The organism is Streptomyces sp. NBC_00250, assembly GCF_036192275.1.
Classification (GTDB): Bacteria; Actinomycetota; Actinomycetes; order Streptomycetales; family Streptomycetaceae; genus Streptomyces.
The window spans coordinates 5,500,453-5,521,298 of record NZ_CP108088.1; the positions used below are offsets into that span (position 1 = coordinate 5,500,453).

Genomic DNA, 20,846 nt, shown 5'->3' on the forward strand with positions numbered 1-20,846 from the left:
CTCGTCTCCGCACCCGATCCGTTCGAGCAGGAGCAGCAGGAATGTACGGCCCTCCCCAGGCCCCGCACGCCCCGCAGTCGCCTCAGCCGGCGCAGCCGCCGAAGGCCCCCGTCCCCGGCGGGCTCGTCGCCCTGCGCGTGCTGTTCTGCGCGCTTTCCCTGCTCAGCTGCGGTTTTCTCGGCTGGGCGCCGTTGCTGCGGCTCGCGATCATCACCCGTAAGGCGCGGGACTGGGCGCTGTTCGTACTGGCCCTGCTCGGGTCGGCCGCGCTCTTCACGTACATCGTCGTGACGGCGGAGAAGGAGAGCGGCGATCTGGAGGCCTTCCTCGGGATCGGCGCGATCGTGCTCCTGTCGGCCGGCTCGATCACGTACTACCTGGTCGCGGAGATCCGCCACTTCGACCCGCTCCGCACGCAGCCGCAGCACCGGCCGCTCGGCTACGCGTACGGCACCGCCGTCACCACGCCCAGCGGGCCCGTCGCCCAGAACCCGTACGCGGGCGAACCCCCGTCCGGCGCCTTCCCCGGTCCCGCCACCCCCCACGCTCCCCGCAGCGCCCCCCGCATCGACCAGGTCCGTGCCGAGCTCGACGAACTGAGCGAGCTGCTCCGGCACACCGGAGAAGACGACGGTCGGGCATGAACGGGCGGGTCATCGGCGGGCGTTACGAGCTCGCCACCGTCATCGGGCAGGGCGGCATGGGCCAGGTCTGGACGGCGTACGACCGGAGGCTCGACCGCCGGGTCGCGGTGAAGCTGCTCCGGCCGGCCACCATGACGGGCCCGGCCACCGCCGCCGACGAGCTGCGCCGCCGCTTCGTGCGGGAGTGCCGGGTGACCGCGCGCGTCGACCACCCCGGTCTGGTCACCGTCCACGACGCGGGCAGCGAGGGCGAGGACCTGTATCTCGTCATGCAGTACGTGGCGGGCGCCGACCTCGCCGACCATCTCGCCGAGCACGACCCGTACCCCTGGGAGTGGGCGGTCAGCGTCGCCGCGCAGCTGTGCGCGGTCCTCGCCGCCGTCCACGCCGTGCCGATCGTGCACCGCGACCTCAAGCCGCGGAACGTGATGGTCCGCCCCGACGGGTCCGTCATCGTCCTCGACCTCGGCGTCGCCTCCGTCCTGGACAGTGACACCACCCGCCTCACCCACACCGGTTCCCCCATCGGCAGCCCGGCCTACATGGCGCCCGAGCAGGCCATGGGCGGCGCGGTGGGACCCTGCACCGACCTGTACGCGCTCGGGGTGCTCCTCCACGAACTCCTGAGCGGGAACGTGCCGTTCGCCGGATCCACCGCGCTCGGGGTCCTGCACCGGCATCTGTACGAGCCTCCCGTGGCGATCCGTCAGCTGCGGCCCGAAGTCCCCGAGGTCCTCGAAGCACTCGTCCTCCGGCTGCTCGCCAAGGACCCGAGGGAACGGCCCTCCGGCGCGCACGAGGTGTACGAGCACCTGCTGCCGCTGCTCCCCGCGCGCGGGGCCCCGGCGGGCCCGATGGACCCGACCCGGCCGTTCCTCCGCCCGCACGCGCCCTGGCCGGACCGTCCGGCGGTGACCGCCGGGCCGCAGGCCGCTCCGGCCGTTCCTGCGCCGCCCGTTCCGCCGCCCCTGCCGCCCACCGCCCCCCGGACCGACCCGAGGGCGCCGTACGCGCCGCCGCAGCCGCCGCCCCCCTCCGCCGGGGCCGCCCGTCCCGACGTCGCCGCCGCCGTCGAAGAGGTCAAGAGGCTGCTGGGGGAGGGGGCGCTCACGCAGGCCGTGGACATGCTCGGCGGCATCCTGCCCGCCGCCGCGGCCGAGCACGGCGAGCGGTCGCCGGTCGTCCGCATCCTGCGCAAGCAGTTCGCGTCCACGCTCATGGACGACGGCCAGTACCGGCGCGCGCTGCCGGAGCTGCGCCGCCTCGCGGCGGACCGCGACGCGGAGGCGGGCCCGGCGGATCCGCAGGCCCTTCAATTCCGTTATGACGCCGCCCTGTGCCTGGAGCAGCTGGGGGAGACGGCCGCCGCGCTCGCCGAGTTCCGTGCGGTCCTGCCGTACTACGAGGGTGATCCGGCCCGCGCCTTCGACATCCGGCAGCGGATCGCGCTGCTGCTCGTGGCGACGGGTGAGCACGCGGCCGGGCAGGACCAGCTCCAGCGGCTGCTGTTCGACGCGGAGCGCGCGTACGGGCCGTATCACCCGCTTCCGGCGGAGTTGCGGCGGGCGCTGGAGCACCAGCGGCAGCTGGGACCGCGCTCCTGACGGAGCGACAGGATCACGACTCGGCAACTGATCGGTCAGTGGATCTTGATGATCCTTTTTATCCTTTTTAGCGCATGTAACGTTCGCGTCTGATCATGTCCGCGTCCCCAAGGAATCCCTCATGACGACGCCGCCCGCGCCCTTCACCCCCGAGCAGCCCGCCGCTCCCGAGCAGCCCGCCGCGCCCGCGAAGAAGGGCAGCCGCATCCTCAAGAAGGTCGGCGGTGTCGTCGTCGCGATCGCCGTCGCCCTCGCCGTGAAGCTCGGCCTGCCCTACCTCACCGGCGACGCCCCGGTGCACGCCAAGGCCGGCGAGTGCGTCACCGTGACGGGCCCGGACAACGACCCCAAGGTCGACACCACGGACTGCTCCTCGGGCAAGGCCGACCTGTTCAAGGTCGTCAAGGTCATCGACGACACCTTCGACGTCAACAAGTGCGGCGAGGAGCTGTCGGCGCTCGCGCAGCAGCTGGAGTCGGACAAGTTCGTGCTGTGCCTGGAAGAGGTCCCCGCGAAGTAGTTCGCGCGAACACGCCTTCCGCGAAGGGCCGGAACCCCCACCGGGGTTCCGGCCCTTCGCGCATGTTCGCCGGTCACGGCTCGGCGGGCTGCGGGACCGCCCCCGGATCGGCGACGGACGGGTCGGCCGGGGCGGGCGTGGGCGTCAGCGGGGGTTCGCTGACGCCCGGGGGACGGGCGGGCGGCGCCGGAGTCGGCGCGACCGGCCCACCGGGCAGCAGGACGAGCAGATACGCGGCTGCCACGGCGGCGGCGGCGCCGAGCCCCGCGAAGGCGACCCCGCGCACCCGCCGCAGCCCCCAAGTCCGCCCCCGCGGAGGTGCGTCGCACCGCAGGTCCCGGTACGTGACGAGGTCGGCGCGGGCGGCGAACGCGGCGCGCAGCCGCTCCTCGGTGGCGGTGCGGGGCTCCTCGGCATGCGGTCTCATCGGTCCGCCTCCAGCTTCTTCTCCAGGGCGTCGAGCGCGCGGCTCGCGGTGGACTTCACCGTGCCGCGCGAGATCCCGAGCGTCTGCGCGATCTGTGCCTCGGTCAGTTCCGACCAGTAGCGCAGGACGAGGACCTCGCGCTGGCGCCGGGTCAGCTCCGCGAGCGCGTCGAGCACCTGCCGGTGCTCCTCGGCGAGCAGCAGTCCCTCGTCGACGGGTGCCCCGGCGACCGGGTGGGGCGGGGTGTACGCGCGCGCGGTGCGGCGCCTGCGCAGCACGGAGCGGGCCGCGTTGACCACGGCGGTGTGCAGGTACGCGCCCGGGTCCTGGAGCCCGTGGAGGGAGGTGCCGTACGTCCGGTACACGGCGGCGAACGCGTCCTGGACGACGTCCTCGGCGCTGTGCAGGTCGTCGACCAGGAAGAGTGCGAGCCGCACCATGTCGAGCCGCCGGGCCCGGTACAGCTCGGTGAGGGTGGGCGGCGGCGGTTCGGAGGCGTACGAGGTGCCCACCGCGTGCAGATGCCGCCCGCGTACCGCCCCCGGAGCGTCGTCGGCCCGGGTCCGGGACACCCTGGCGAGCAGCCGGGCCCACCAGGGCGGCGGCCGGTCCGTGGGTACGGCCATGGGTACGGCCATGGGCACGGGTACGGCTGCGGGTACGGCGTACGACAAGTGCACGGTCCTCGATCCGTTGCGGGAGGACGGGCGACCGGACCGGGACCTGCGCAAGCCCGACCCGGTCGCCCGCCCCGCGGTCCACCGCTGGGCGCGGCTACTTCCTGATGCCTACTTCCCGATGCCTACTTCCGGACGCCGGTGCCGGGCTTGATCACGCGGGGTGCGGCCTCGGCGGGGGCGGGAGCCGGGGCGGGAGTGGCGCTGGGATCGGCCGCCGGCTTGACCGCCGGCTTGGCGGCCGGGGCCGGGGCGGGCGTGGCGGCGTCGACGACCTTGGGGGCGGCCTCGGGCGCGGCGGGCTTCGGGGCCTCGGCCTTCGGCGTGGCGGGCTTCGGGGCGTCGGCCGGGGCCGGGGCGGCCTCGGGGGCGGCGTCCGGGGCGGTCACCTTCGGCGTGGCCGGGGCGGGCCGCGGACCGGAGTCGGCGATGGCCTGAGCGGCGAAGCCGCCGCCGAGGAGGAGCGCGGCACCGGCGACGACGCCCAGGATCCGGGGGCGGGGGCGGAAGGTCCGCTTGCTGTGGCTGGACATGGGGTTCTCCCGAGGAAGGGGACGGACACGGTCTGGTGGATCAGCTGAAGGGCGCCTTCAACCCACCAGACGTGCGTCACCCCCCGAGGTTGCGATCCGGGTCCGGAAATCTTCCGCGGGGTCGCCGCCGGGTCTCGGCGCGGGGCGACCCGGCCGGCGACCGTGTCAGTAGCGGTTGGGGAACAGGCTCCTCTCCGCGTCGGTGAAAGGGCGACCGAGGTTCTGGCCCTGGCGGGGTACCAGGAGCTGCGCGAGTGCCGTGTTGCGGAGGTCGGCCTCGGACCCGTAGTCGACGTTCGGGTAGGCCTCCCGGCTGCTTGCCACCCAACGATCGAGGATGGGAGTGGCGGCTTGGCCGTCGAGCAGCTCGTTGAACCGGCGGGCGACCTCGTCCGCGAGGACGTCCGTGGACTTCTGGTGTCTCTGGGATCGCCTGCCGGTGGCGCCCTGTTCCATCATCTCGGACACCTGGCGCACCAGTCGCGAGCGCACCGCGCCGGTGTCGAGGAATCCGACGGCTCGTTCCCTGGCTTCTTCCCGGGTGTAATTCTCCTGCCTGGAATCGTATCGGCGCAATGTCGCGTGGAGCGCGCCCTCTCCATGTCCCAGAGCGGCTCCCAGCTCATCTGCGGCGCCACCGCCCGTGGCCATGCGGCTGGAATTCTCCAGGGTGAGGCAGCCGCGGACGAGATTGCTGAGTGCGGTTGCCCAGACATGGTCCGGAACTCTGGATGCAAGTGCGGTGCGGCACGCTGCGAGTTTGTTCTCCAGTTGGGCGCCGAGCCTCATCCAGTCCGAATTCTCACCCTTCGGGGCGCCGGACCGTACGCAGTATTGAAGTGTGCTTGCCGCCCATTCCAGTACGTTGCCGACAGGCTTTCCGCTGAGGGAATTGACAGCCGCTTCGTGGGTGAGTTTCCAGGCGATCGTGTGTGATCTCTGTGTCGTTCCGCCGTACTGGGTCGGAGGTCGCTCCCTTTGGCTCATGAGTGCCTCGTCGACGTACTGCCGTCCGTCGCTGTAGGTCTCGACCGACAGCATGACGGTGAAGCCCGAGTCCAGCTTGCCGAAGTGCAGGGGTTCGATCAGGCCCTGGATGATCGCATCCGCATAGGTGGGCTGCTGCTGCTGGGGCAGCGCGTACGGCTGTCGACCCGCCGAGCCCGCGACGCCGGGGAAGGCCACTCCGATGTTCTCCCAGAGCTCGGCCTGGGTGCGCGCCGTCAGCTGCTGATTCCTCGGCGTCTCGTGGAGGGAGTTCACATAACTCTCCAGCGTCTGCGCGGGCTCCCTCTGGTTCGCGGCCAGCCTCTCCTGACCGCGGAGGTAGGCCATGGTGCTGCCCTCGCCGTGACCCCCGGAATTTCCCTTCTGCGTGGCGAGAGGGCTGAGCTGATAAGCCTCCACATACAGCCTGATGAGCCTGGAAAGACCGGTCCTCCACTCGGTCAGAGGGGCCGGGTTGTTCATCATCTGGCGAATGAGGTCCTGGGTTTCCGTTATCTTCTCCGAAAAGTCTGCCGGAGCCTGAGGCAGGGCTGATTGCGTATAGAGACCTCTTTCTGTGGATTGCTGGGAAAGTTTCTGGGTCCCGCTTCGGATGTACTCGATCAAAGCGCGTGCGGGGCGGTGGGAGAAGGCCTTCAGTGTCTCTCTGATGAGCGTCCATGCGACGATGTGGTCTTCCTGGGTGCCGAACTGGGTCGGCGGCCTTTCGTTGTCGCTCAGCTGTATCTGGCCCACCAGGACGTCGGCCATGCGGACCGCTTGCGCGTGTTCCCCGTGCACCGGGACGTCGGCCATGAAACCGCTCGTGGGGCCAGGTCCGGTGAGGTTGAACGAGCGCTCACGCGTGAGCCGGGGCAGCCGCGCCGGTTCCCAGTCCATCCGCTGCACGGCGACCGGCCCGGTCGGAGTCTCCGACGCGCCGCGGCGGGGGTCGGCGGTGTCGTCGCGCAGGGGCGCGGCGCTTCGCATCACCCGGGTGGCGTTGGCCTCGGCCGCCCGCTCGAAGCGGTCCGAGGGGTCGCTGACGGCGAGGCCGGAGCCGTTGTCGGTGCCGGCGACGGGGCCTTGGCGCTGCTGGATGACGTGGGTGAGCTCGTGGGCGAGGGTGTGCTTGTCGCCTCCGCCGTCGCCGATGACGATGTGGTTGCCGCTGGTGTAGGCGCGGGCGCCGACCTCGGTGGCCGAGGTGCGGGCGGCGCTGTCGTCGTGGACGCGGACGTCGGAGAAGTCGGCGCCGAGCCGGGCCTCCATGTCCTCACGGACCGGGGTGTCCAGAGGGCGCCCGGCGCCCTTCAGGACGTCGTGGACGGCGGACCGCTGCACGGAGGGCGGGCGGGGCTGTTCCGCCGTCTGCGGATGGCCGCAGCCCGCCCCGTGCCGGTGCTGTTCCGATTCCGGTGCGGGTGGCTCGGCATAGGGGTGGCCGGCGCGCTGCAGAAACCGTACGACCGCGGCGTTGCCCGCGGTTCGCTGGAGCGCGGCGAGTCCTGCCCCGCTCGGTGGCTCCGACTTCCTGGGTGCTGAGGGCTGTCTGTCGGTGGTGTGCTCGGGGCCGTGATCGTGCTGCATCGTCTTGGTGTCTTTCGCCGACGGTGTGGACAGCCCCACGAGACCTGCTCGACGCCCCGGCCGGCAGGTCCGCCGGGGCAGACATCGGGGCAGACATCGGTCACCGACGACCGGATCGTTCGGGGCCACGACGTGGTCCGTCCCGACGTCCCTTCAAGTACGTCGAGTTCCTGCCTCGGCCTGCGGCGCCACGAAGCCCGCATGCTGCTCTCCGTGGCGTCACGCGCGACGAGACGGCCTTCCGCGCCCCGGACCCCGGCCGGTGCCCGTACTGCGAGGCGGACGCGGCGGAGCTTCGCCGTACGGGCGCGTGAGTCAGTCCCCGCTCGGGCGCCACTCCCGCGCCTGCCGGACGGCGACCCGCGAGGCCCAGGTCCACAGGAGCACGCTGACCACCAGGACGACGCCGGTCGCCGAAACGATCAGCCCTCCGGTGATGTACGACTCGCCGCCGGCGGAGACCGGCGCCGCGAGTGCGGTCGCCACGGCGGTGCCCGCGGATCCGGCGAGGGCCAGCGGGGCGAGGACCGACCATGCCGCGCTGGTACGGAAGACCCGTAGCCCGCCGGTGAGTACGGACAGGGGCGCGAGCGCGCGGCCCTGCCGCAGGAACTCCGCCATCGCGCCGAGGCCCGCCGTCGTGGCGAGCACGGCGATGCCGAACATGCCGAACAGGGCGCTCCAGCGCCCCTGGTCACGGTTGGGGACGCCCGCGGTGAGCTGATCCTCGCCCGGGGCCCTGATGGCCGCGCCGCGTGGGAACACCTCGTACGACAGGCGCTTGAGGGCGGGCACGGAGAGCGACCGTCCGTCCGGGCGCACGAGGACGAGGGTCGCACCGGCGGCATAGGGAGCGGCGCGTTCCGCCAGCGTCCGGGTGTCGGTGCGACGGACGAGGAGCTTCGGATCCGGTCGAGGGGTCCGGCGGACCAGCTCCCGCAGTCGCGGGTCCGTCGGTAGCGCGTCGAGACGTCTCTCGCGTGCCGGACAGGGCAGCCCCAGTGCGGTCAGGGCGGCGCAGTCGCCGTCCAGGGTCATGCGCGTGTCCCGGCCGTCGCGCTGAAGCGTGGTCAGGACGGCCTCGGCCCCCTCGGCGCGGGTGAGGAACGCGGCCATGGCGGAGGCGGACACCTCCCCGCGGGCGCCGACGACGACCATGCCGTGGCCGATGCGGTCGAGGGTCTGCCGTGCCTCGGTGGCCTGCGCCCCGAACAGCCCCTGCCAGGCGATGGCCTGCATGAGCAGGATGAGCGCGATCGAGACACCGCTGACGAGCCGGGCCGTCCCGCCGGGATGGGCGCTGGTGCGCCGGCCCGCGATGAGCGTTCCGGGCAGGTCGTGCTTCCGTCCCTGCCGGGCGAGCAGGTTCCCGGCCTTGGCGGTGACGGTCGCGATGGCCGCGGGAAGGGTCAGGATCGTGCCGGCGATGCCCGCCCAGCTCGCGAGCGTGCGCGTCGGGGTGTCCGGTGGGAAGAACTCGGGGCCCCACACCGCCAGGACGATCATGAGGGGGCACAGCACGGCGAGGCGGGGCAGCCAGGTGCTGCGGGACGCGCCGCGCGGCCGTGTTCCGGACGCGCTCCCACGGGGCGCCAGGTCGGCGAGGACCACGGCCGTCAGGACGACCAGGAGCGCCGCGAGCGGGGTGAGTGCGGCCGCCCAGCCGTACGGACGCAGATGGGCGGAGGAAAGGACGTATTCGGTGTAGGGGATACGGACGTCGTACAGGACGGCCACGGCGACCGCCACGGCCCCGACACCTGTGCCGAGCAGGGCCGGAGGCCCGGCCTCGCCGCTCGCGATCAGCGCCCGGTCCCGCCGCCGTCCGCCGAGCGCGGCGACGAGCGCGGTCCTGCGGTCACGGGCGTGAGCACCGGTGCGCGCCGCCACGACCAACAGGGCGACGGCCGGCAGGCCGAGCATGCCGAGGACCGCGGCCTGGAACATCCACTCGGGTTTCTCGTCCATCCGGCCCGAGCCGGGCTCCAGGCTGCCCGACACCCGCCCGGCAGCCGGGCCGAACCCGGTGACGACCGCATGGGGCCGCTCGGCGTCCAGGGGGTCGCGGGGCCGTACGTACGCGAGCCACTCGGACGGCTCGTCCAGTCCCCGCTCGCCGATCGTGCCGGCCAGTGGGCCGTAGCGGTGGTCGATGTCCTCACCGGCGCCCGCTCTCCGCAGGGCCGGGGACAGGACCGCTTCGCCCGGCGCCGGCCAGCGGTCGAGCCCCGGCGGCAGGGGCGCGTCCCCCTTCAGCGGGGACAAGTACACGACGCTGAACCGGCGTTCGCCGTCGAGCGAGTCGGACCCCACCAGCCAGGCCGTGGCGTCTGACGTCTCCTTCAGGGCCTCGTCGGGGGCGACGGGAGTCCTGGCCGCCCGGCGCTCCTCCTTGCCCGCGTACACGGCGTGGACGGCGACGAGGCTCCCCAGGCCGAGAGCGAGGGTCAGCGTCGCGAGGAGCAGGGCGGTGAAGCGTACGCCGCCCGCCTCGGCGCGCCGGCCCGCCACCCGCCCGATGGCGAGGAGCCGACGCGCGAGCGCCAGGCCGTCCCCGACGCGTGTCACCGGGTTCGCGCGTGTCGCGGCGGTCATGCGGACGCGCCGGAGGTCATCGGCCGCAGGACGCCCGCTTCGAGGCGCAGTATGCGGTCGGCCCGTGCGGCGATGACCGGGTCGTGGGTGACCACGAGCAGCCCGCACGCGTAGCGCCGGGGCAGGTCGAAGAGCAGCTCGGCCGTGCGGTCGCGCGTCTCCGTGTCCAGCGCGCCGGTCGGTTCGTCGGCGAGCAGCAGAGCGGGTTCGTTGATCAGGGCACGGGCCACCGCGGTCCGCTGGCGCTCGCCGCCGGACAGCTCGTCGCTCGTCGCCGCCGGGGGCACGCCGAGCTCGTCGAGGAGTCGCCGGGCCCTGTCCCGGGCCCCGAGGCGGTCGGTACGGGCCAGCAGGGCCGCGAGCATCACGTTGTCCAAGGGGCTCAACTCGGGGAGCAGTTCCCCGAACTGGAAGACCATGCCGACCGTCCGGGCGCGCAGTCGGGCCAGGCCGGCGGGTCGCAGCCCGACGATGTCGGTGCCCGCCACCTTCACCGATCCCGCGGTCGGTGTGATCAGGCCCAGTACGCAGGACAGCAGCGTGCTCTTGCCCGATCCGCTGGGGCCGGTCACGGCGACGGACTCGCCGCTCCGCAAGGTCAGTGAAAGTTCGGCGAAGAGAGTTCGCGCGCCGAGAGAGTGTGCCAGTCCTTCGATCTCCAGGACGGGTCGCATGGTTTCGGTGCCCATTTGCTGTCCTCACTCTGCTGCCCGGGCAGCCGCCGGGACCGCGGTGGTCCGGGCGGCCACGTGGGTCACGTGACGGAATCGGCCCTTGCCTCCGCCGTGTTGCTCGATCCGATCCGACCTGGCCGACCAAGCCGACCCATCCGATGGCAGATGCAAAGCTTCGTTCGATTTTATGTTTTCAAGCGTCGGATTTTCTGGGGGTTTTCTCGGCCGATTGGCTTGATGGGCGATGTCGAAACTCGTCGAACCGGCCGAGAACGCCTCACGGGTGGTTCCGAAGGCCGGCTTGGGCACGAGCCGTCGCCCGGCCACGCCGTCCGATTGCCGTCGGCCTCGGACAGCGGACAGGTATTCCGGTGCACCTCCCGGAGGTCCCGAATAGCCTTCCCGGCATGACCATTGAGATGAACGAAACCGTGCGTGGCCTGCTCGACGCCCCGCACATGGCCGTCCTGGCCACCCTCAACCCCGACGGCGCCCCGCAGAGTTCGGTGGTCTGGGTCAGCCGGGACGGCGGCGAGCTGCTGATCTCCACGGAGCAGAGCCGACGCAAGGCGCTGAACATGCTCCGGGACCCCCGCGTCGGCCTGACCGTCTTCGACCCCGCCGACCCCGATCTGTACGTCGAGATACGCGGCACGGCCACCCTCGCCGAGGACACCGGCCGGGCGGTGGCCGTCCGCATCGCCGAGGAGTACCTCGGTCCGGGCGGCGGCAAGGAGTACGAGGAGGCTCCGCCGGAACACGTCCGTGTGGTCGCCCGCATCACGCCGACCAAGATCCTCGGTAGCGCCACCAGGGCGCCCTTCTGAGGCGCCTCGCCGCGCTGAGCGCCGAGGCCCTCTCCTAGAGGGTGTACCGGGCGGCGTACTCCTCGGTCGGCGGAGTCGTGGTGATGACGTCGACCAGTACGCCGTCCGGGGCGCCGAGGATGAAGTGGCGCTGGCCGAAGTCCTCGGTGCGCAGGGGGAGGAGTTCGGGGAGCCCGGCCTCGCCGATCAGACGGCGGTGTTCCGCGTCCACGTCCTCGACCTCGAAGTTGAGCAGCAGGCCGCCCCGGACGGGCGTGCGGTGGCCCTCGGGGAGGGTCGGGTGGCTGTGGTCGAGCAGGGCGAGCTCGTAGTGCGGCGCGTCGGGGCGGTGGAGGCTCACGTACCAGTCGGCCTCGAAGGTCGGGGCGAAGCCGAGGTGGCGGGTGTAGAAGTCGCGTGAGGCGGCGACGTCGCGGGTGCAGATCACGGGGTAGAAGCCGGTGAGTCCGGTCTTCATGGATGACTCCTCTTCGTCTTCGGCGCGGGCGCCGCTTTCGCATACCCAGGGTATGTGAACTGTCGGAGCTAACATACCCCGGGTATGCGAAATGGGAAGGGTGGTGCGGCTGTGCCGGACGAGCGGACGGCGGGCAATCGGGCGGAGCAACGGGCGGCGACCCGACGGGCCCTCCTGGCCGAGGGGCGCCGACGGTTCGCCGAGGGCGGCTACCACGGCGTGGTCCTCGCGGAGGTGGCCCGGGCGGTGGGCGTCACCAAGGGGGCCGCCTACCACCACTTCGAGAGCAAGGAGGGGCTGTTCCGGGCGGTGGTCGCCGAGGTCCAGGGGGAGCTGGGGGAGCGGGTCGCCGCCGCGGCGGACGAACAGACCGACCCCTGGGAGCAGCTGCGCGCCGGCTGCCGGGCCTTCCTGGCGGCCGGATCGGACCCGGCCGTACGGCAGATCGTGCTGGTCGACGCGCCGACGGTACTGGGGTGGGAGGAGTGGCGAGCCCTCGACGAGGAGTCCTCGGCGCGACACCTGTCGGAGGCGCTGACGGGCCTGGTGGAGGCGGGCATCGTCACCGAACAGCCGGTGGAACCGCTGGCACGGTTGCTGTCGGGCGCGATGAACGAGGCCGCGCTGTGGCTGGCACGGAGCGGTACCCCGGCGGAGTCCCTGGAGCAGGCGGTGGGGGCGCTGGACGGGTTGCTGAGCGGGATCCGGGGCGGGGCCCGGGGTGGTCGGCGGTCGTAGAGCTCGCGGGTGAGGGTGCGGGTGCGGGTGAGGGTGCGGACCCGGTCTGCGGGCGTTCCGTCCACGGGTGCGTACGTACAGGAAGTGGTCCAGCCGGCACAGGAAGTGGTCCAGCCGGCCGAAGAGGTCCGGGGGCGTTCCGGCAGCCGATGGCGACGAGCGGATCACCGAAGCGCCGGAGGGCCGGCGCGCCACGCCGGTGGTGAAACCCTGCGGCGATTGCGTTCGCGCCACTGCATTCTGGCCAACGTCATCTTGGGAGTCTTGATCGTCTTGACCGTCGTGGTCGAGTCGAGTCGGGGGATCGGGGGAATCGGTCGATGTGGTCGGTGGTGTCGTCGGGGGAGCTGCCCGGCGGGGAGCGGTTCGAGTGGTTCGCGGACACGATCGCGCGGGAGGTCATGCCCACCAGGCTGACCATGCTCGGCGGCGAGCGGCCCGCCGGCTTCACGGCCGAGGCGGCCCTCCTCGACCTGGGGGAGCTCCAGGTGTCCAAGGTCGCCTACTCGCCGCTGCGTTCGCAGCGCACGCCCGCGCTGATCAGACGGGGCGACCCCGAGCAGTACCAGCTGGGGCTCGTGACCAAGGGCGCCATGACCCTCGTCCAGAACGGGAACAGCTGCGAGGCCGAGGCCGGGGACCTCGTCTTCTGGGACACCTCACGGCCCTCCGACGCGCGGTACGTCTCCGACGGCGACCCCGGACAGCTGGTGATCCTCCAACTCCCGCGAGACCTCCTGCCCTTGCGTGCCGACCGGCTCGACCGGCTGCTCGCCCGCCGGATGCCGGGCGGCAGCGGACTGGGGGCGATCCTCGCCGACTTCCTGCGCTCGCTCGTCGCGCACGGCGGCGCGTGCACGCCGGACGAACTGAGCCGGATCGGGGCCACCGCGATCGATCTCGCGGCGGCCTGCCTGGCACAGAACACGGACGCCGGGAAGCAGCTCCCCGCCGAGGTGCGGGCGCGGGCGCTGCTCCGCCGGATCCACGTGTTCATCGAGTACAACCTCGGTGATCCGGACCTGACCCCGGTCGCCGTGGCGGCCCACCACAACCTCTCGGTCCGCACCCTCCACCAGCTCTTCAGGGGCGACGGCGAGACCGTCCAGACCCGCATCCGGCGGCGGCGGCTCGAACGGTGCCGGGCGGACCTCGAACGGCCCGAGCTGCTCACGCATCCGGTGCACGCGATCGCGGCGCGATGGGGGTTCAGCGGCCCGGCGGTGTTCAGCCGGTCGTTCCGGGAGGCGTACGGGGTGAGCCCGACCGAGTTCCGCGCGTGGACGCTGGGGAGCCGGTCGGGGCGTGCGCCGAGCGTCAAAGAATCGTGCGCCGGGCGCACAGCCCGCTGATCATGGTCTTCCTAGGCTCGGAGCCGTTCGTTCGAGTGCACACACGAAGACGGGGGACGTCTCATGGGGAAGCGAAACGGTCAGGGAGTCTGGGACATGGACGGCGGCGGCGGGCGTGCGAGCATGCTCCGGTGCGTGAACTGAGCGAGTTGATCGAGGTCGAGGACCCGGCGTGGCCGGCCCTCGGTGAGAAGCTGCGGACGGCATCCGTGCCCGTCGAGGTGCTGGACCCCGACGCGGTGCGGGGCGCGGACACGCTGCTGCGGACGCAGGTGACCGTGCGGTCGTTCCTGGGGGCGTTCGTCCTGCACAGCGGCGGGGCGTTCGTCGACGACGGCTGGCTGCGGGTGTACGGCAGCCCCGCCGACGACAACGACCGGCGGATGCCGTCGCTCGCGCGGGTCAACGACTACCCCGCCGACGCGCGGACCGACCCGGGGTGGCGGCCCGGGGCGGGGCTCGTCGTGGCGCACGACGTCCTCGGCGGGGTGTTCGTCATCCAGGGCGGGACCGCGGACGAGGTCGGGCTGCCGGGGCAGCCCGGCGAGATGGTGTACTTCGCGCCGGACTCGCTGAGCTGGGAGGCGCTGGGCGCCGGGTACGCGGCCTGGCTGTCGTGGATGCTGTCCGGCGGCACCGGGGAGTTCTACGAGGGGCTGCGCTGGCCCGGCTGGCAGGACGAGGTCCGCTCGCTGGACGCCGACCGGGGGCTCACCCTCTACCCGCCGCTGTGGTCGAAGGAGGCGCACAGCGACCTGGCCGCGACCAGCCGACGCGTCGTGACGACGGCGGAACTCCTGGAGTTCGAGCGGGAGACGAGCCTGGGGCTCGGCGAGACGGACCCCGGCTTCCTGGGGAACGTATGAGCACGGACGGAGGGACCGTACGGACCCGCCGCCTCGACCTCGTGCCGCTCACGGTCGCGCACGCCGAGGAGATGGCGGGGGTCCTCGCCGACCCGGCCCTGCACGCCTTCATCGGCGGCGCCCCGCTGACCGCGCCCGAACTGCGGGCGCGATACGAGCGGTTGGCGGCCGGCTCGCCGGACCCGGCGACGCGCTGGTGCAACTGGGTCGTCCGGCTCCGCGCCGAGAACCGGCTGACCGGAACCGTACAGGCGACGCTCACGGAGGACGGCCGGGTCGCGGAGGTCGCCTGGGTGACCGGCACGGCGTGGCAGGGGCGGGGCATCGCCCGGGAGGCGGCCGAGGCCCTGATCGCCCTTCTGACGGAGCGTGGCGCCCACACGATCGTGGCCCACGTCCACCCGGACCACACGGCCTCGGCGACGGTCGCCCGAGCGGCCGGCCTCACGCCCACGGACCGGGTGGAGGACGGCGAGATCCGCTGGGAGCGGAGGGTTCCCGACCTCAAGTCTTCCTCAGAGAAGCCGCATTGCGGTCCGGCGCCCGCGTGAGGTGACCTAGCGTCGTGGTTCGGGGGACGTCCTAACCACACCACGGGGAGATCAGTTGACGACCAGGCTGCGCACGTATCTGTTGACGGGGGCCGCGCTCGGGCTTCTCGGGGTCGGGGGTGTGGGGTGCACCGACCAAGCGCCCGCCCCGGCGGCCACCTCGGCCACCTCACCCGCCACATCCGCGCCGACGCAGCGCGGTACGGCGGCGGCAGCGCAGGAGAAGCGTGTCAAGGCTGCCCTGGACACCGTCTCCCCCGACGATCCCGCCTTCGTGGCGTCCGGGACCGAGCGGGTGGAGGACGGGGTGTCTCTCCGCACCCCGCTGAAGAAGGGGGCCGCCTACCAGCTGGCTCTCGTCTGCTCCGGCGAGGGGGCCGTCGTGCCCACCCTCGGCGGTGAGGAGATCCGGGCCGTGCCGTGCGACGGCGTTCCCGTGACGCACCGGATCGCCGGCGCGCCCGCCGTGCTCTCGCTCACCGTCCCGGGACGGCCCGGCGCCGCCGGCGCCGTGGGCTGGCGCATCGTCGCCGTCACGAGCTGAGCGAGGCCGGATCCTCGGCCCCCGGGAGGGTCCGGGCGGCCGGGGTCCGCGTCCTCCGGCGGGTCCGGACACCGAGCCACAGGTGCGCGGCGAGCAGCAGCGCGCCCGTCGCCCCCGCCGCGAGGCCCGCGCGGAGGCCCGGAGGGCGGAACTCGCAGGTCACGCTTGTCGTCCCCGGTCCGGCCCCGATCGCGAGCAGGCCGCCGTACGAACCGGCCTTCGCGTTCCCGCAGCGCCAGCCCGCGATCCTCGGGGCCGCCACCACCACGGTGCCCGTCGTGCCGGGTGGCAGCGTGGCCGTCAGGCCGTCGGACGTGACCTCGACCGACGTCGCCGCCCGGGCGCGGAGCGCCGTCAGGGCCGTCCGCAGGCGGTCGTGGTCCAGGCAGCCGATCTCGGCGCCGCCGCCGCGCGGGACCTGCGCCACCAATCCCGCCCTCTCCTGCACGCCCAGCGACGTCATCGCCGCCCGGCGCTTCGGCCGGCCGCCCAGCAGACGGGTCTCGTACGTGCCCAGGCGGGCCGTGCCCGTCGCGTCGGGCGCCCAGAGGAAGACCTCCGTGCCGACCGGGCACGCACCGCCGGCCCCCGGAGCCTCGTACACCCGCGTGCCGAGGAGGAGTTCCTGGTTGCGGAAGGGGGACGCGCCGTAGGCCGGGGACGGGCCCGGCGGTCGTACCGTCACCAGAGGCAGCGGATCCGAGCGGACCACCCGACCCTCCCGCCACCTCGCCCCCACCCCGAACAGCGCGTCCGTCACCGGGTTGTCCAGGCTCAGCAGGTTCCGGCCCCGCGAGGTCCAGCCGCCGCCCAGTGCCGTCAGCGTCTCCGTCAGGACCGCCGGGGTGTGGCTGCTGTAGTACGCGGCGCCCTGGCCGCCCAGGAGCAGCGGATCGTTGCCCGCCACCCGGGGCAGACCCGCGTCCGTGCGGTACGCCGGCCAGCCGTCGGCCTGCGCGAGCGCCGCCGCCCGACGTTCCTGCTCGGCGCCCCACGGCGGGTAGTCGTCGAGCCGGACCAGGCGTTCCCGGTCCGCGTACGCCGTCGTCGCCGACGCCTGGCCGACGAGGGTGCCCATCACCAGGAGCGCCGCGAGCACCCCGTACCGGCCGCGCCCCGGCAGCAGCAGCGCGCCCGTCACCGCCGCCAGGCCCGCCGCCGTGAGCAGCACCGCCCAGGAGGTCAGGAAGGGGCTCGGGAGCGCCCCCGCCGTCAGGGCCACCACGACCGCCGTTCCGCCGAGCAGCGCCCGGCGGTCGGGGAGGCCGTGGGCGAAGCCCGTCCACGAGGCGAGGACGAGGACGCCCGAGAGGACGAAGGTCTGCCGGTACGGGCTGCCGTTCGGGGTGGCGAAGGCGTGCCACAGGAGGTGCGTCGGGCCCCACTGCATCGAGGCCAGGACCGCCCCGCACAGGCCCGCCCACAGCCACCGCTCCCGGCCGGGGACGTCCCGGCGGAAGAGCAGCGCGCCCACGAGCAGCAGTACCGCCGTGGAGACGAAGGCCGCCGGGGTCGCGAAGCTGTACGTCACCGGGAGCAGCCGGGCGAGCACGTCGGTGGCGGGCGCCGGGTCGAACTCCCTGACCAGGCCCGGGTGGGCGTGGCGCGAGCCGAGGAGGACGGGGATCAGGACGGGGGCCGCGAGGGCGATCCCGATCCCGGTCGTCACCGTCGCCCGGACCAGCGCCCGGACCGCCGCACGGGTCCGGAAGGAGTCCGTCGGCGCCGTGCGCGTCCGGAAGGAGTCCGTCGCCGCCAGCCTGACGAGGAGGACGAGGGCCGCGCCGAGCGTCGCCATGTACGCCGTGTAGAAGTTGGCGACCCAGCAGACCGCGACCACCAGCGGGCCGAGCAGGGGCCGTCTGCCCTCCCGTGCCCACTCGCCCACCAGACAGAGCAGCGGGAACGCGATCAGGCCGTCCAGCCACATCGGGTTGTACGTGCCCTCCGCGAGCGACCAGCCGCAGAGCGCGTACGAGGCGCCCAGGACCGACGCCCACCACCAGGTGCCGGGGCCGAGGCGGCGCAGCAGGTACGTCATGGCCGCCGCCGCGACCGCCGTCTTCAGGACGGTGATCGCGTACACCGCGTACTCGACGTCCCCGCGCGGGAAGAGCGCGACCAGTGGGGCGAAGGGACTCGACAGGTAGGTGCCGTAGTCGGGGAGGAAGGCGGTGCCCCAGCCGGCCTGCCAGTCGAGCAGGAGACCGCCGTCCGCCCGGCCGCGCAGCAGGTCCCACAGGTGCGCGTGGAACGGCACGAACTGGTTGGCGAGGTCGTTGACGGCCCGGTGGCGCGGCCCGAAGGGGAATACCCGGGCGACGGCGTCGCCGCCGCAGACGGCGAGCACGGTGAGGAGCGCGGCGAGGAGGCACGGGCGTTTGTTGTTCGACATGACGGTTCGAATATGCCAGCGCCCGACCGGGAAGAGCGTGGCCCCGCCACCCAGTTCATTCAATGGTCGCCTGAAGGCCATCCACGCGGACCGGCCGGGACACCGGGCTCCGTTGTCGTGGTCCGCGTGCTGCTCTCGATCGTCGTCCCGTGCTTCAACGAGGAAGACGTCCTCGCCCGTTTCCACGACCATGTGACCGATGAACTCGCCAAGCTGGACGGCGAGTTCGAGATCGTCTACGTGGACGACGGAAGCCGGGACGGGACGCTCCCGCTCCTCCAGAAGCTCGCCGCGCGCGACCCCCACCACGTCCGGTACGTCTCCTTCAGCCGTAACTTCGGCAAGGAGGCGGCGATGCTGGCCGGGCTCCGCGACGCCGCGGGCGACGCCGTCGTGATCATGGACGCCGACCTCCAGCACCCGCCCGAGCTGGTGCACCGCATGGTCGCGCTGCACTCCGAGGGGTACGACCAGGTTGTCGCCCGCCGCACCCGCGAGGGCGACCGCGTCACCCGCACCCTGACCGCCCGCGTCTACTACTGGGCGATCAACCGACTCGTCGACGTCGAGCTCGTCGACGGCGTCGGGGACTTCCGGCTGCTGTCCCGCCGTACCGTCGACGCGATCCTCGGCCTCGGCGAGTACAACCGCTTCTCCAAGGGCCTCTTCTCCTGGGTCGGCTTCCGGACGACGACGTTCTCGTACGAGAACGCCGTCCGCGAGCAGGGCCGCTCCAAGTGGACCTTCGGCAAGCTCCTCAACTACGGCCTCGACGGCCTCCTCTCCTTCAACAACAAGCCGCTCCGCGCCGCCGTCCACCTCGGCTTCCTACTGGTCCTCGTCGCCCTCGGCTACGCGGCCTGGATCGTCGGCGACGCGCTGGTCAACGGCGTCGACACCCCCGGTTACGTCACCCTCCTCGTCGCCGTCACCGCCCTCGCCGGCGTGCAGATGGTGATGGTCGGACTGATCGGCGAGTACGTCGGCCGCATCTACTACGAGGTCAAGCGACGGCCCCACTACCTGGTGCAGGAGACCCACGAGGGGCCGCACGGCGGGACGCCGGAGGGGGCCGAGACCGGACGGGTATCGGCCGACACCCGGCGTGCGGGTGAGTCGTTGTGGGAAACAGTCGCACCGAAGTAGTGGCTCCGGCCCGGGCGACTCCCTAACATCGATCACCGCAAGGTCGTTCAACTGACGCACGACCAGCCCGGGAGGCTCCTTTGCACCGCCGCACTGCGCTCACCGTCTCCGCCGCGCTTCTCGCCGCGGCCCCGCTGCTCACCGCCTGCGGCAGTGACGCCCACCCAGGAGCGGCGGCCGTCGTCGGCGGCGAACGGATCGACGTCTCCAGCCTGCAGGCACAGGTGAAGGACGTGCGCACCGCCCAGGAGCGCTCCCCGCAGGCCGTCCAGCTCGTCCAGGCCACCGGCGACCTGCCCCGCCGCAAGCTCAACGGCATGATCTTCGACCGGGTCGTCGACAAGGTCGCCGCGGACAACGGCGTCACGGTCACCCGCGCCGAGCTCCAGCAGACGAAGACCGCCTTCGTCCGCGAGAGCGGCGGCGAGGACCAGCTCGCCACCGTCCTCCTCCAGGAGCAGGGCGTGGCGCCCGGCGAGATCGACGACGTCGTCCGCCGCAACGTCCTCATGAACAAGATCGCCGCCAAGCTGGGCGTCACGGACACCCCCGAGGGCCAGAGGAAGCTGACGGAGGTCTTCTCCGCCGCCTCCAAGGACCTCGCCATCGACGTGAACCCGCGCTACGGCGCCTGGGACGACGCCCAGGTCCGGCTCACCGGCAGCACCGCGCCCTGGCTGCGGCAGATCAGCCAGGACCCCGGCGCCGTCCCGGCCGGTGCGTGAGTCGGAGTAAGTTCAAGGGGTGACTTCTGAGAGCCCCGGCCGCATCGTTCTGCTCACCGCCAGCCACCGTGTGGCGCCCGGACTGCTGTCCTGGCCCGCCTGGCAGGCGCTGCGCGCCGCGGACCGGGTGCTCTGCCCCGACGAGCACCACCCCCAGCTGCCGTACCTGCGGGAGGCCGGGGTCGCCGTCGAGCACCTCCGGCCCACCGCGGAGGAACTCGTCGAGGCGTGCGCCGGCGGCCGTACGGTGCTGCTGCTGCCCTCCGGCGAGGGCGACCGGGCGCTGACCGACGGCCTGGCCCGGCTGGCCGGCTCGGGCCGCCTCACGATGCCCGACCTGGAGCTGCTGCCCGGCTCCTACGACCTGCCCGGCGCCCGGCTCCTCGACCTCGTGCAGATCATGGACCGCATCCGCCGTGAATGCCCGTGGTCCTCCCAGCAGACCCACAAGGGGCTCACCAAGTACGGCATCGAGGAGGCGTACGAACTCGTCGAGGCGATCGAGGACGGCGACCGGGACGAGCTGCGCGAGGAGCTCGGGGACGTCCTCCTCCAGGTGATCTTCCACGCCCGGATCGCCGAGGACGACCCGGAGGAGCCCTTCTCCGTGGACGACGTCGCCGGGACCCTCGTCGAGAAGCTGATCCACCGGCACCCGCACGTCTTCGGGGACGAGAAGGCGGAGACGCCGGAGGACGTACGGGCCACCTGGCTGCGCACCAAGGCGATCGAGAAGCAGCGGGAGTCCGTCACCGACGGCGTGCCGCTCGGACAGCCGGGTCTGGCACTCGGCGCGAAGCTCGGCGGCCGGGTGCGGACCGCGGGACTCGACGTGCCCGTCCCGGCCGAGGAGGGCATCGGGTACGAACTGCTCGCCCTCGCGGTACGGGCGGAGGCGGAGGGCGTGGACCCGGAGGCGGCCCTGCGCGCGGCGGCCCGGACGTATCGGGACGCGATCCGCGCGGCGGAGGGCGTGAAGGCGTAGGAGCCCGGG

At 72.8% G+C, this 20,846-nt stretch carries 20 protein-coding genes; 12 read left to right on the plus strand and 8 right to left on the minus strand.

Annotated features, from left to right (window positions below; translation table 11 throughout):
* Nucleotides 1–41: 41 nt before the first annotated feature.
* The 3 genes from OG259_RS25005 to OG259_RS25015 all read left to right on the plus strand — a co-directional run bounded on the left by OG259_RS25005 (nt 42) and on the right by OG259_RS25015 (nt 2,768).
* Complete coding sequence (locus tag OG259_RS25005) at nt 42–644, plus strand: hypothetical protein (RefSeq protein WP_328944300.1); 603 nt, start codon at nt 42–44, stop codon at nt 642–644.
* Entirely contained in the window at nt 641–2,248 is a 1,608-nt protein-coding gene (locus tag OG259_RS25010; protein ID WP_328944301.1) for a protein kinase domain-containing protein, read from the plus strand. Before OG259_RS25005 ends, OG259_RS25010 begins: the two co-directional genes overlap by 4 nt.
* Before the next feature lie 121 nt (nt 2,249–2,369).
* Nucleotides 2,370–2,768 carry an LppU/SCO3897 family protein gene (locus OG259_RS25015; protein WP_266892696.1) on the plus strand — a complete coding sequence of 133 codons (399 nt, stop codon included), beginning with the start codon at nt 2,370–2,372 and terminating at the stop codon, nt 2,766–2,768.
* A 73-nt stretch (nt 2,769–2,841) separates the two neighbouring features.
* Here the strand turns inward: OG259_RS25015 and OG259_RS25020 are convergent, their stop codons facing one another.
* The 6 genes from OG259_RS25020 to OG259_RS25045 form a co-directional block, all read right to left on the minus strand.
* Nucleotides 2,842–3,195: a hypothetical protein gene (locus OG259_RS25020; RefSeq protein WP_328944302.1), complete on the minus strand. Its 354-nt coding sequence runs from the start codon at nt 3,193–3,195 to the stop codon at nt 2,842–2,844.
* Nucleotides 3,192–3,869 carry an RNA polymerase sigma factor gene (locus OG259_RS25025; RefSeq protein ID WP_443052141.1) on the minus strand — a complete coding sequence of 226 codons (678 nt, stop codon included), beginning with the start codon at nt 3,867–3,869 and terminating at the stop codon, nt 3,192–3,194. Before OG259_RS25025 ends, OG259_RS25020 begins: the two co-directional genes overlap by 4 nt.
* 128 nt (nt 3,870–3,997) lie before the next feature.
* Nucleotides 3,998–4,405 carry a hypothetical protein gene (locus OG259_RS25030; protein ID WP_328944304.1) on the minus strand — a complete coding sequence of 136 codons (408 nt, stop codon included), beginning with the start codon at nt 4,403–4,405 and terminating at the stop codon, nt 3,998–4,000.
* A gap of 165 nt (nt 4,406–4,570) precedes the next feature.
* Entirely contained in the window at nt 4,571–6,664 is a 2,094-nt protein-coding gene (locus OG259_RS25035) for an eCIS core domain-containing protein (protein ID WP_328944305.1), read from the minus strand.
* Between the two features lie 633 nt (nt 6,665–7,297).
* Nucleotides 7,298–9,577 carry an ABC transporter permease gene (locus OG259_RS25040; RefSeq protein ID WP_328944306.1) on the minus strand — a complete coding sequence of 760 codons (2,280 nt, stop codon included), beginning with the start codon at nt 9,575–9,577 and terminating at the stop codon, nt 7,298–7,300.
* Nucleotides 9,574–10,266 (minus strand): ABC transporter ATP-binding protein, encoded by a 693-nt coding sequence (locus tag OG259_RS25045; protein WP_328944307.1) that lies wholly within the window; start codon nt 10,264–10,266, stop codon nt 9,574–9,576. Before OG259_RS25045 ends, OG259_RS25040 begins: the two co-directional genes overlap by 4 nt.
* A gap of 392 nt (nt 10,267–10,658) precedes the next feature.
* On the opposite strand from OG259_RS25045, the gene OG259_RS25050 reads away from it, so the two are divergent.
* Nucleotides 10,659–11,078, plus strand: a complete 420-nt coding sequence (locus OG259_RS25050; protein WP_328944308.1) for a PPOX class F420-dependent oxidoreductase — start codon at nt 10,659–10,661, stop codon at nt 11,076–11,078.
* 34 nt (nt 11,079–11,112) lie between these two features.
* Here OG259_RS25050 and OG259_RS25055 read toward each other — a convergent pair whose 3' ends face one another.
* Nucleotides 11,113–11,535 (minus strand): VOC family protein, encoded by a 423-nt coding sequence (locus OG259_RS25055; RefSeq protein ID WP_328944309.1) that lies wholly within the window; start codon nt 11,533–11,535, stop codon nt 11,113–11,115.
* Nucleotides 11,536–11,646: 111 nt separating this feature from the next.
* Here OG259_RS25055 and OG259_RS25060 point away from each other — a divergent pair, with 111 nt between their 5' ends.
* From OG259_RS25060 to OG259_RS25080, 5 genes are all read left to right on the plus strand, one after another.
* Nucleotides 11,647–12,273, plus strand: a complete 627-nt coding sequence (locus OG259_RS25060) for a TetR/AcrR family transcriptional regulator (protein ID WP_328944310.1) — start codon at nt 11,647–11,649, stop codon at nt 12,271–12,273.
* A 320-nt stretch (nt 12,274–12,593) separates the two neighbouring features.
* Complete coding sequence (locus OG259_RS25065) at nt 12,594–13,625, plus strand: AraC family transcriptional regulator (RefSeq protein WP_328944311.1); 1,032 nt, start codon at nt 12,594–12,596, stop codon at nt 13,623–13,625.
* 131 nt (nt 13,626–13,756) lie between these two features.
* Nucleotides 13,757–14,491 carry a DUF2625 domain-containing protein gene (locus OG259_RS25070; protein ID WP_328944312.1) on the plus strand — a complete coding sequence of 245 codons (735 nt, stop codon included), beginning with the start codon at nt 13,757–13,759 and terminating at the stop codon, nt 14,489–14,491.
* Nucleotides 14,488–15,042 (plus strand): GNAT family N-acetyltransferase, encoded by a 555-nt coding sequence (locus OG259_RS25075; RefSeq protein WP_328944313.1) that lies wholly within the window; start codon nt 14,488–14,490, stop codon nt 15,040–15,042. Before OG259_RS25070 ends, OG259_RS25075 begins: the two co-directional genes overlap by 4 nt.
* A 55-nt stretch (nt 15,043–15,097) precedes the next feature.
* Nucleotides 15,098–15,586, plus strand: coding sequence for a hypothetical protein (locus OG259_RS25080; RefSeq protein ID WP_328944314.1), 489 nt, complete (start codon nt 15,098–15,100; stop codon nt 15,584–15,586).
* On the opposite strand, the gene OG259_RS25085 is transcribed toward OG259_RS25080, so the two are convergent.
* Nucleotides 15,576–17,981: a YfhO family protein gene (locus tag OG259_RS25085; protein ID WP_328944315.1), complete on the minus strand. Its 2,406-nt coding sequence runs from the start codon at nt 17,979–17,981 to the stop codon at nt 15,576–15,578. The genes OG259_RS25080 and OG259_RS25085 overlap by 11 nt on opposite strands.
* A gap of 126 nt (nt 17,982–18,107) precedes the next feature.
* Here OG259_RS25085 and OG259_RS25090 point away from each other — a divergent pair, with 126 nt between their 5' ends.
* The 3 genes from OG259_RS25090 to OG259_RS25100 all read left to right on the plus strand — a co-directional run bounded on the left by OG259_RS25090 (nt 18,108) and on the right by OG259_RS25100 (nt 20,837).
* Nucleotides 18,108–19,127: a glycosyltransferase family 2 protein gene (locus tag OG259_RS25090; RefSeq protein WP_328944316.1), complete on the plus strand. Its 1,020-nt coding sequence runs from the start codon at nt 18,108–18,110 to the stop codon at nt 19,125–19,127.
* Between the two features lie 80 nt (nt 19,128–19,207).
* Nucleotides 19,208–19,852 (plus strand): SurA N-terminal domain-containing protein, encoded by a 645-nt coding sequence (locus OG259_RS25095; protein WP_328944317.1) that lies wholly within the window; start codon nt 19,208–19,210, stop codon nt 19,850–19,852.
* A gap of 19 nt (nt 19,853–19,871) precedes the next feature.
* Nucleotides 19,872–20,837 (plus strand): nucleoside triphosphate pyrophosphohydrolase, encoded by a 966-nt coding sequence (locus OG259_RS25100; protein WP_328944318.1) that lies wholly within the window; start codon nt 19,872–19,874, stop codon nt 20,835–20,837.
* Nucleotides 20,838–20,846: the final 9 nt, after the last annotated feature.

What these genes read in the sequence shown, in the direction of transcription:
- OG259_RS25005 (WP_328944300.1), top strand. Translation starts at nt 42, where the DNA reads ATGTACGGCCCTCCCCAGGCCCCGCACGCCCCGCAGTCGCCTCAGCCG.
- OG259_RS25010 (WP_328944301.1), top strand. Translation starts at nt 641, where the DNA reads ATGAACGGGCGGGTCATCGGCGGGCGTTACGAGCTCGCCACCGTCATC.
- OG259_RS25015 (WP_266892696.1), top strand. Translation starts at nt 2,370, where the DNA reads ATGACGACGCCGCCCGCGCCCTTCACCCCCGAGCAGCCCGCCGCTCCC.
- OG259_RS25020 (WP_328944302.1), bottom strand. Translation starts at nt 3,195, where the DNA reads ATGAGACCGCATGCCGAGGAGCCCCGCACCGCCACCGAGGAGCGGCTG.
- OG259_RS25030 (WP_328944304.1), bottom strand. Translation starts at nt 4,405, where the DNA reads ATGTCCAGCCACAGCAAGCGGACCTTCCGCCCCCGCCCCCGGATCCTG.
- OG259_RS25035 (WP_328944305.1), bottom strand. Translation starts at nt 6,664, where the DNA reads ATGGAGGCCCGGCTCGGCGCCGACTTCTCCGACGTCCGCGTCCACGAC.
- OG259_RS25040 (WP_328944306.1), bottom strand. Translation starts at nt 9,577, where the DNA reads ATGACCGCCGCGACACGCGCGAACCCGGTGACACGCGTCGGGGACGGC.
- OG259_RS25045 (WP_328944307.1), bottom strand. Translation starts at nt 10,266, where the DNA reads ATGGGCACCGAAACCATGCGACCCGTCCTGGAGATCGAAGGACTGGCA.
- OG259_RS25050 (WP_328944308.1), top strand. Translation starts at nt 10,659, where the DNA reads ATGACCATTGAGATGAACGAAACCGTGCGTGGCCTGCTCGACGCCCCG.
- OG259_RS25055 (WP_328944309.1), bottom strand. Translation starts at nt 11,535, where the DNA reads ATGAAGACCGGACTCACCGGCTTCTACCCCGTGATCTGCACCCGCGAC.
- OG259_RS25065 (WP_328944311.1), top strand. Translation starts at nt 12,594, where the DNA reads ATGTGGTCGGTGGTGTCGTCGGGGGAGCTGCCCGGCGGGGAGCGGTTC.
- OG259_RS25075 (WP_328944313.1), top strand. Translation starts at nt 14,488, where the DNA reads ATGAGCACGGACGGAGGGACCGTACGGACCCGCCGCCTCGACCTCGTG.
- OG259_RS25085 (WP_328944315.1), bottom strand. Translation starts at nt 17,981, where the DNA reads ATGTCGAACAACAAACGCCCGTGCCTCCTCGCCGCGCTCCTCACCGTG.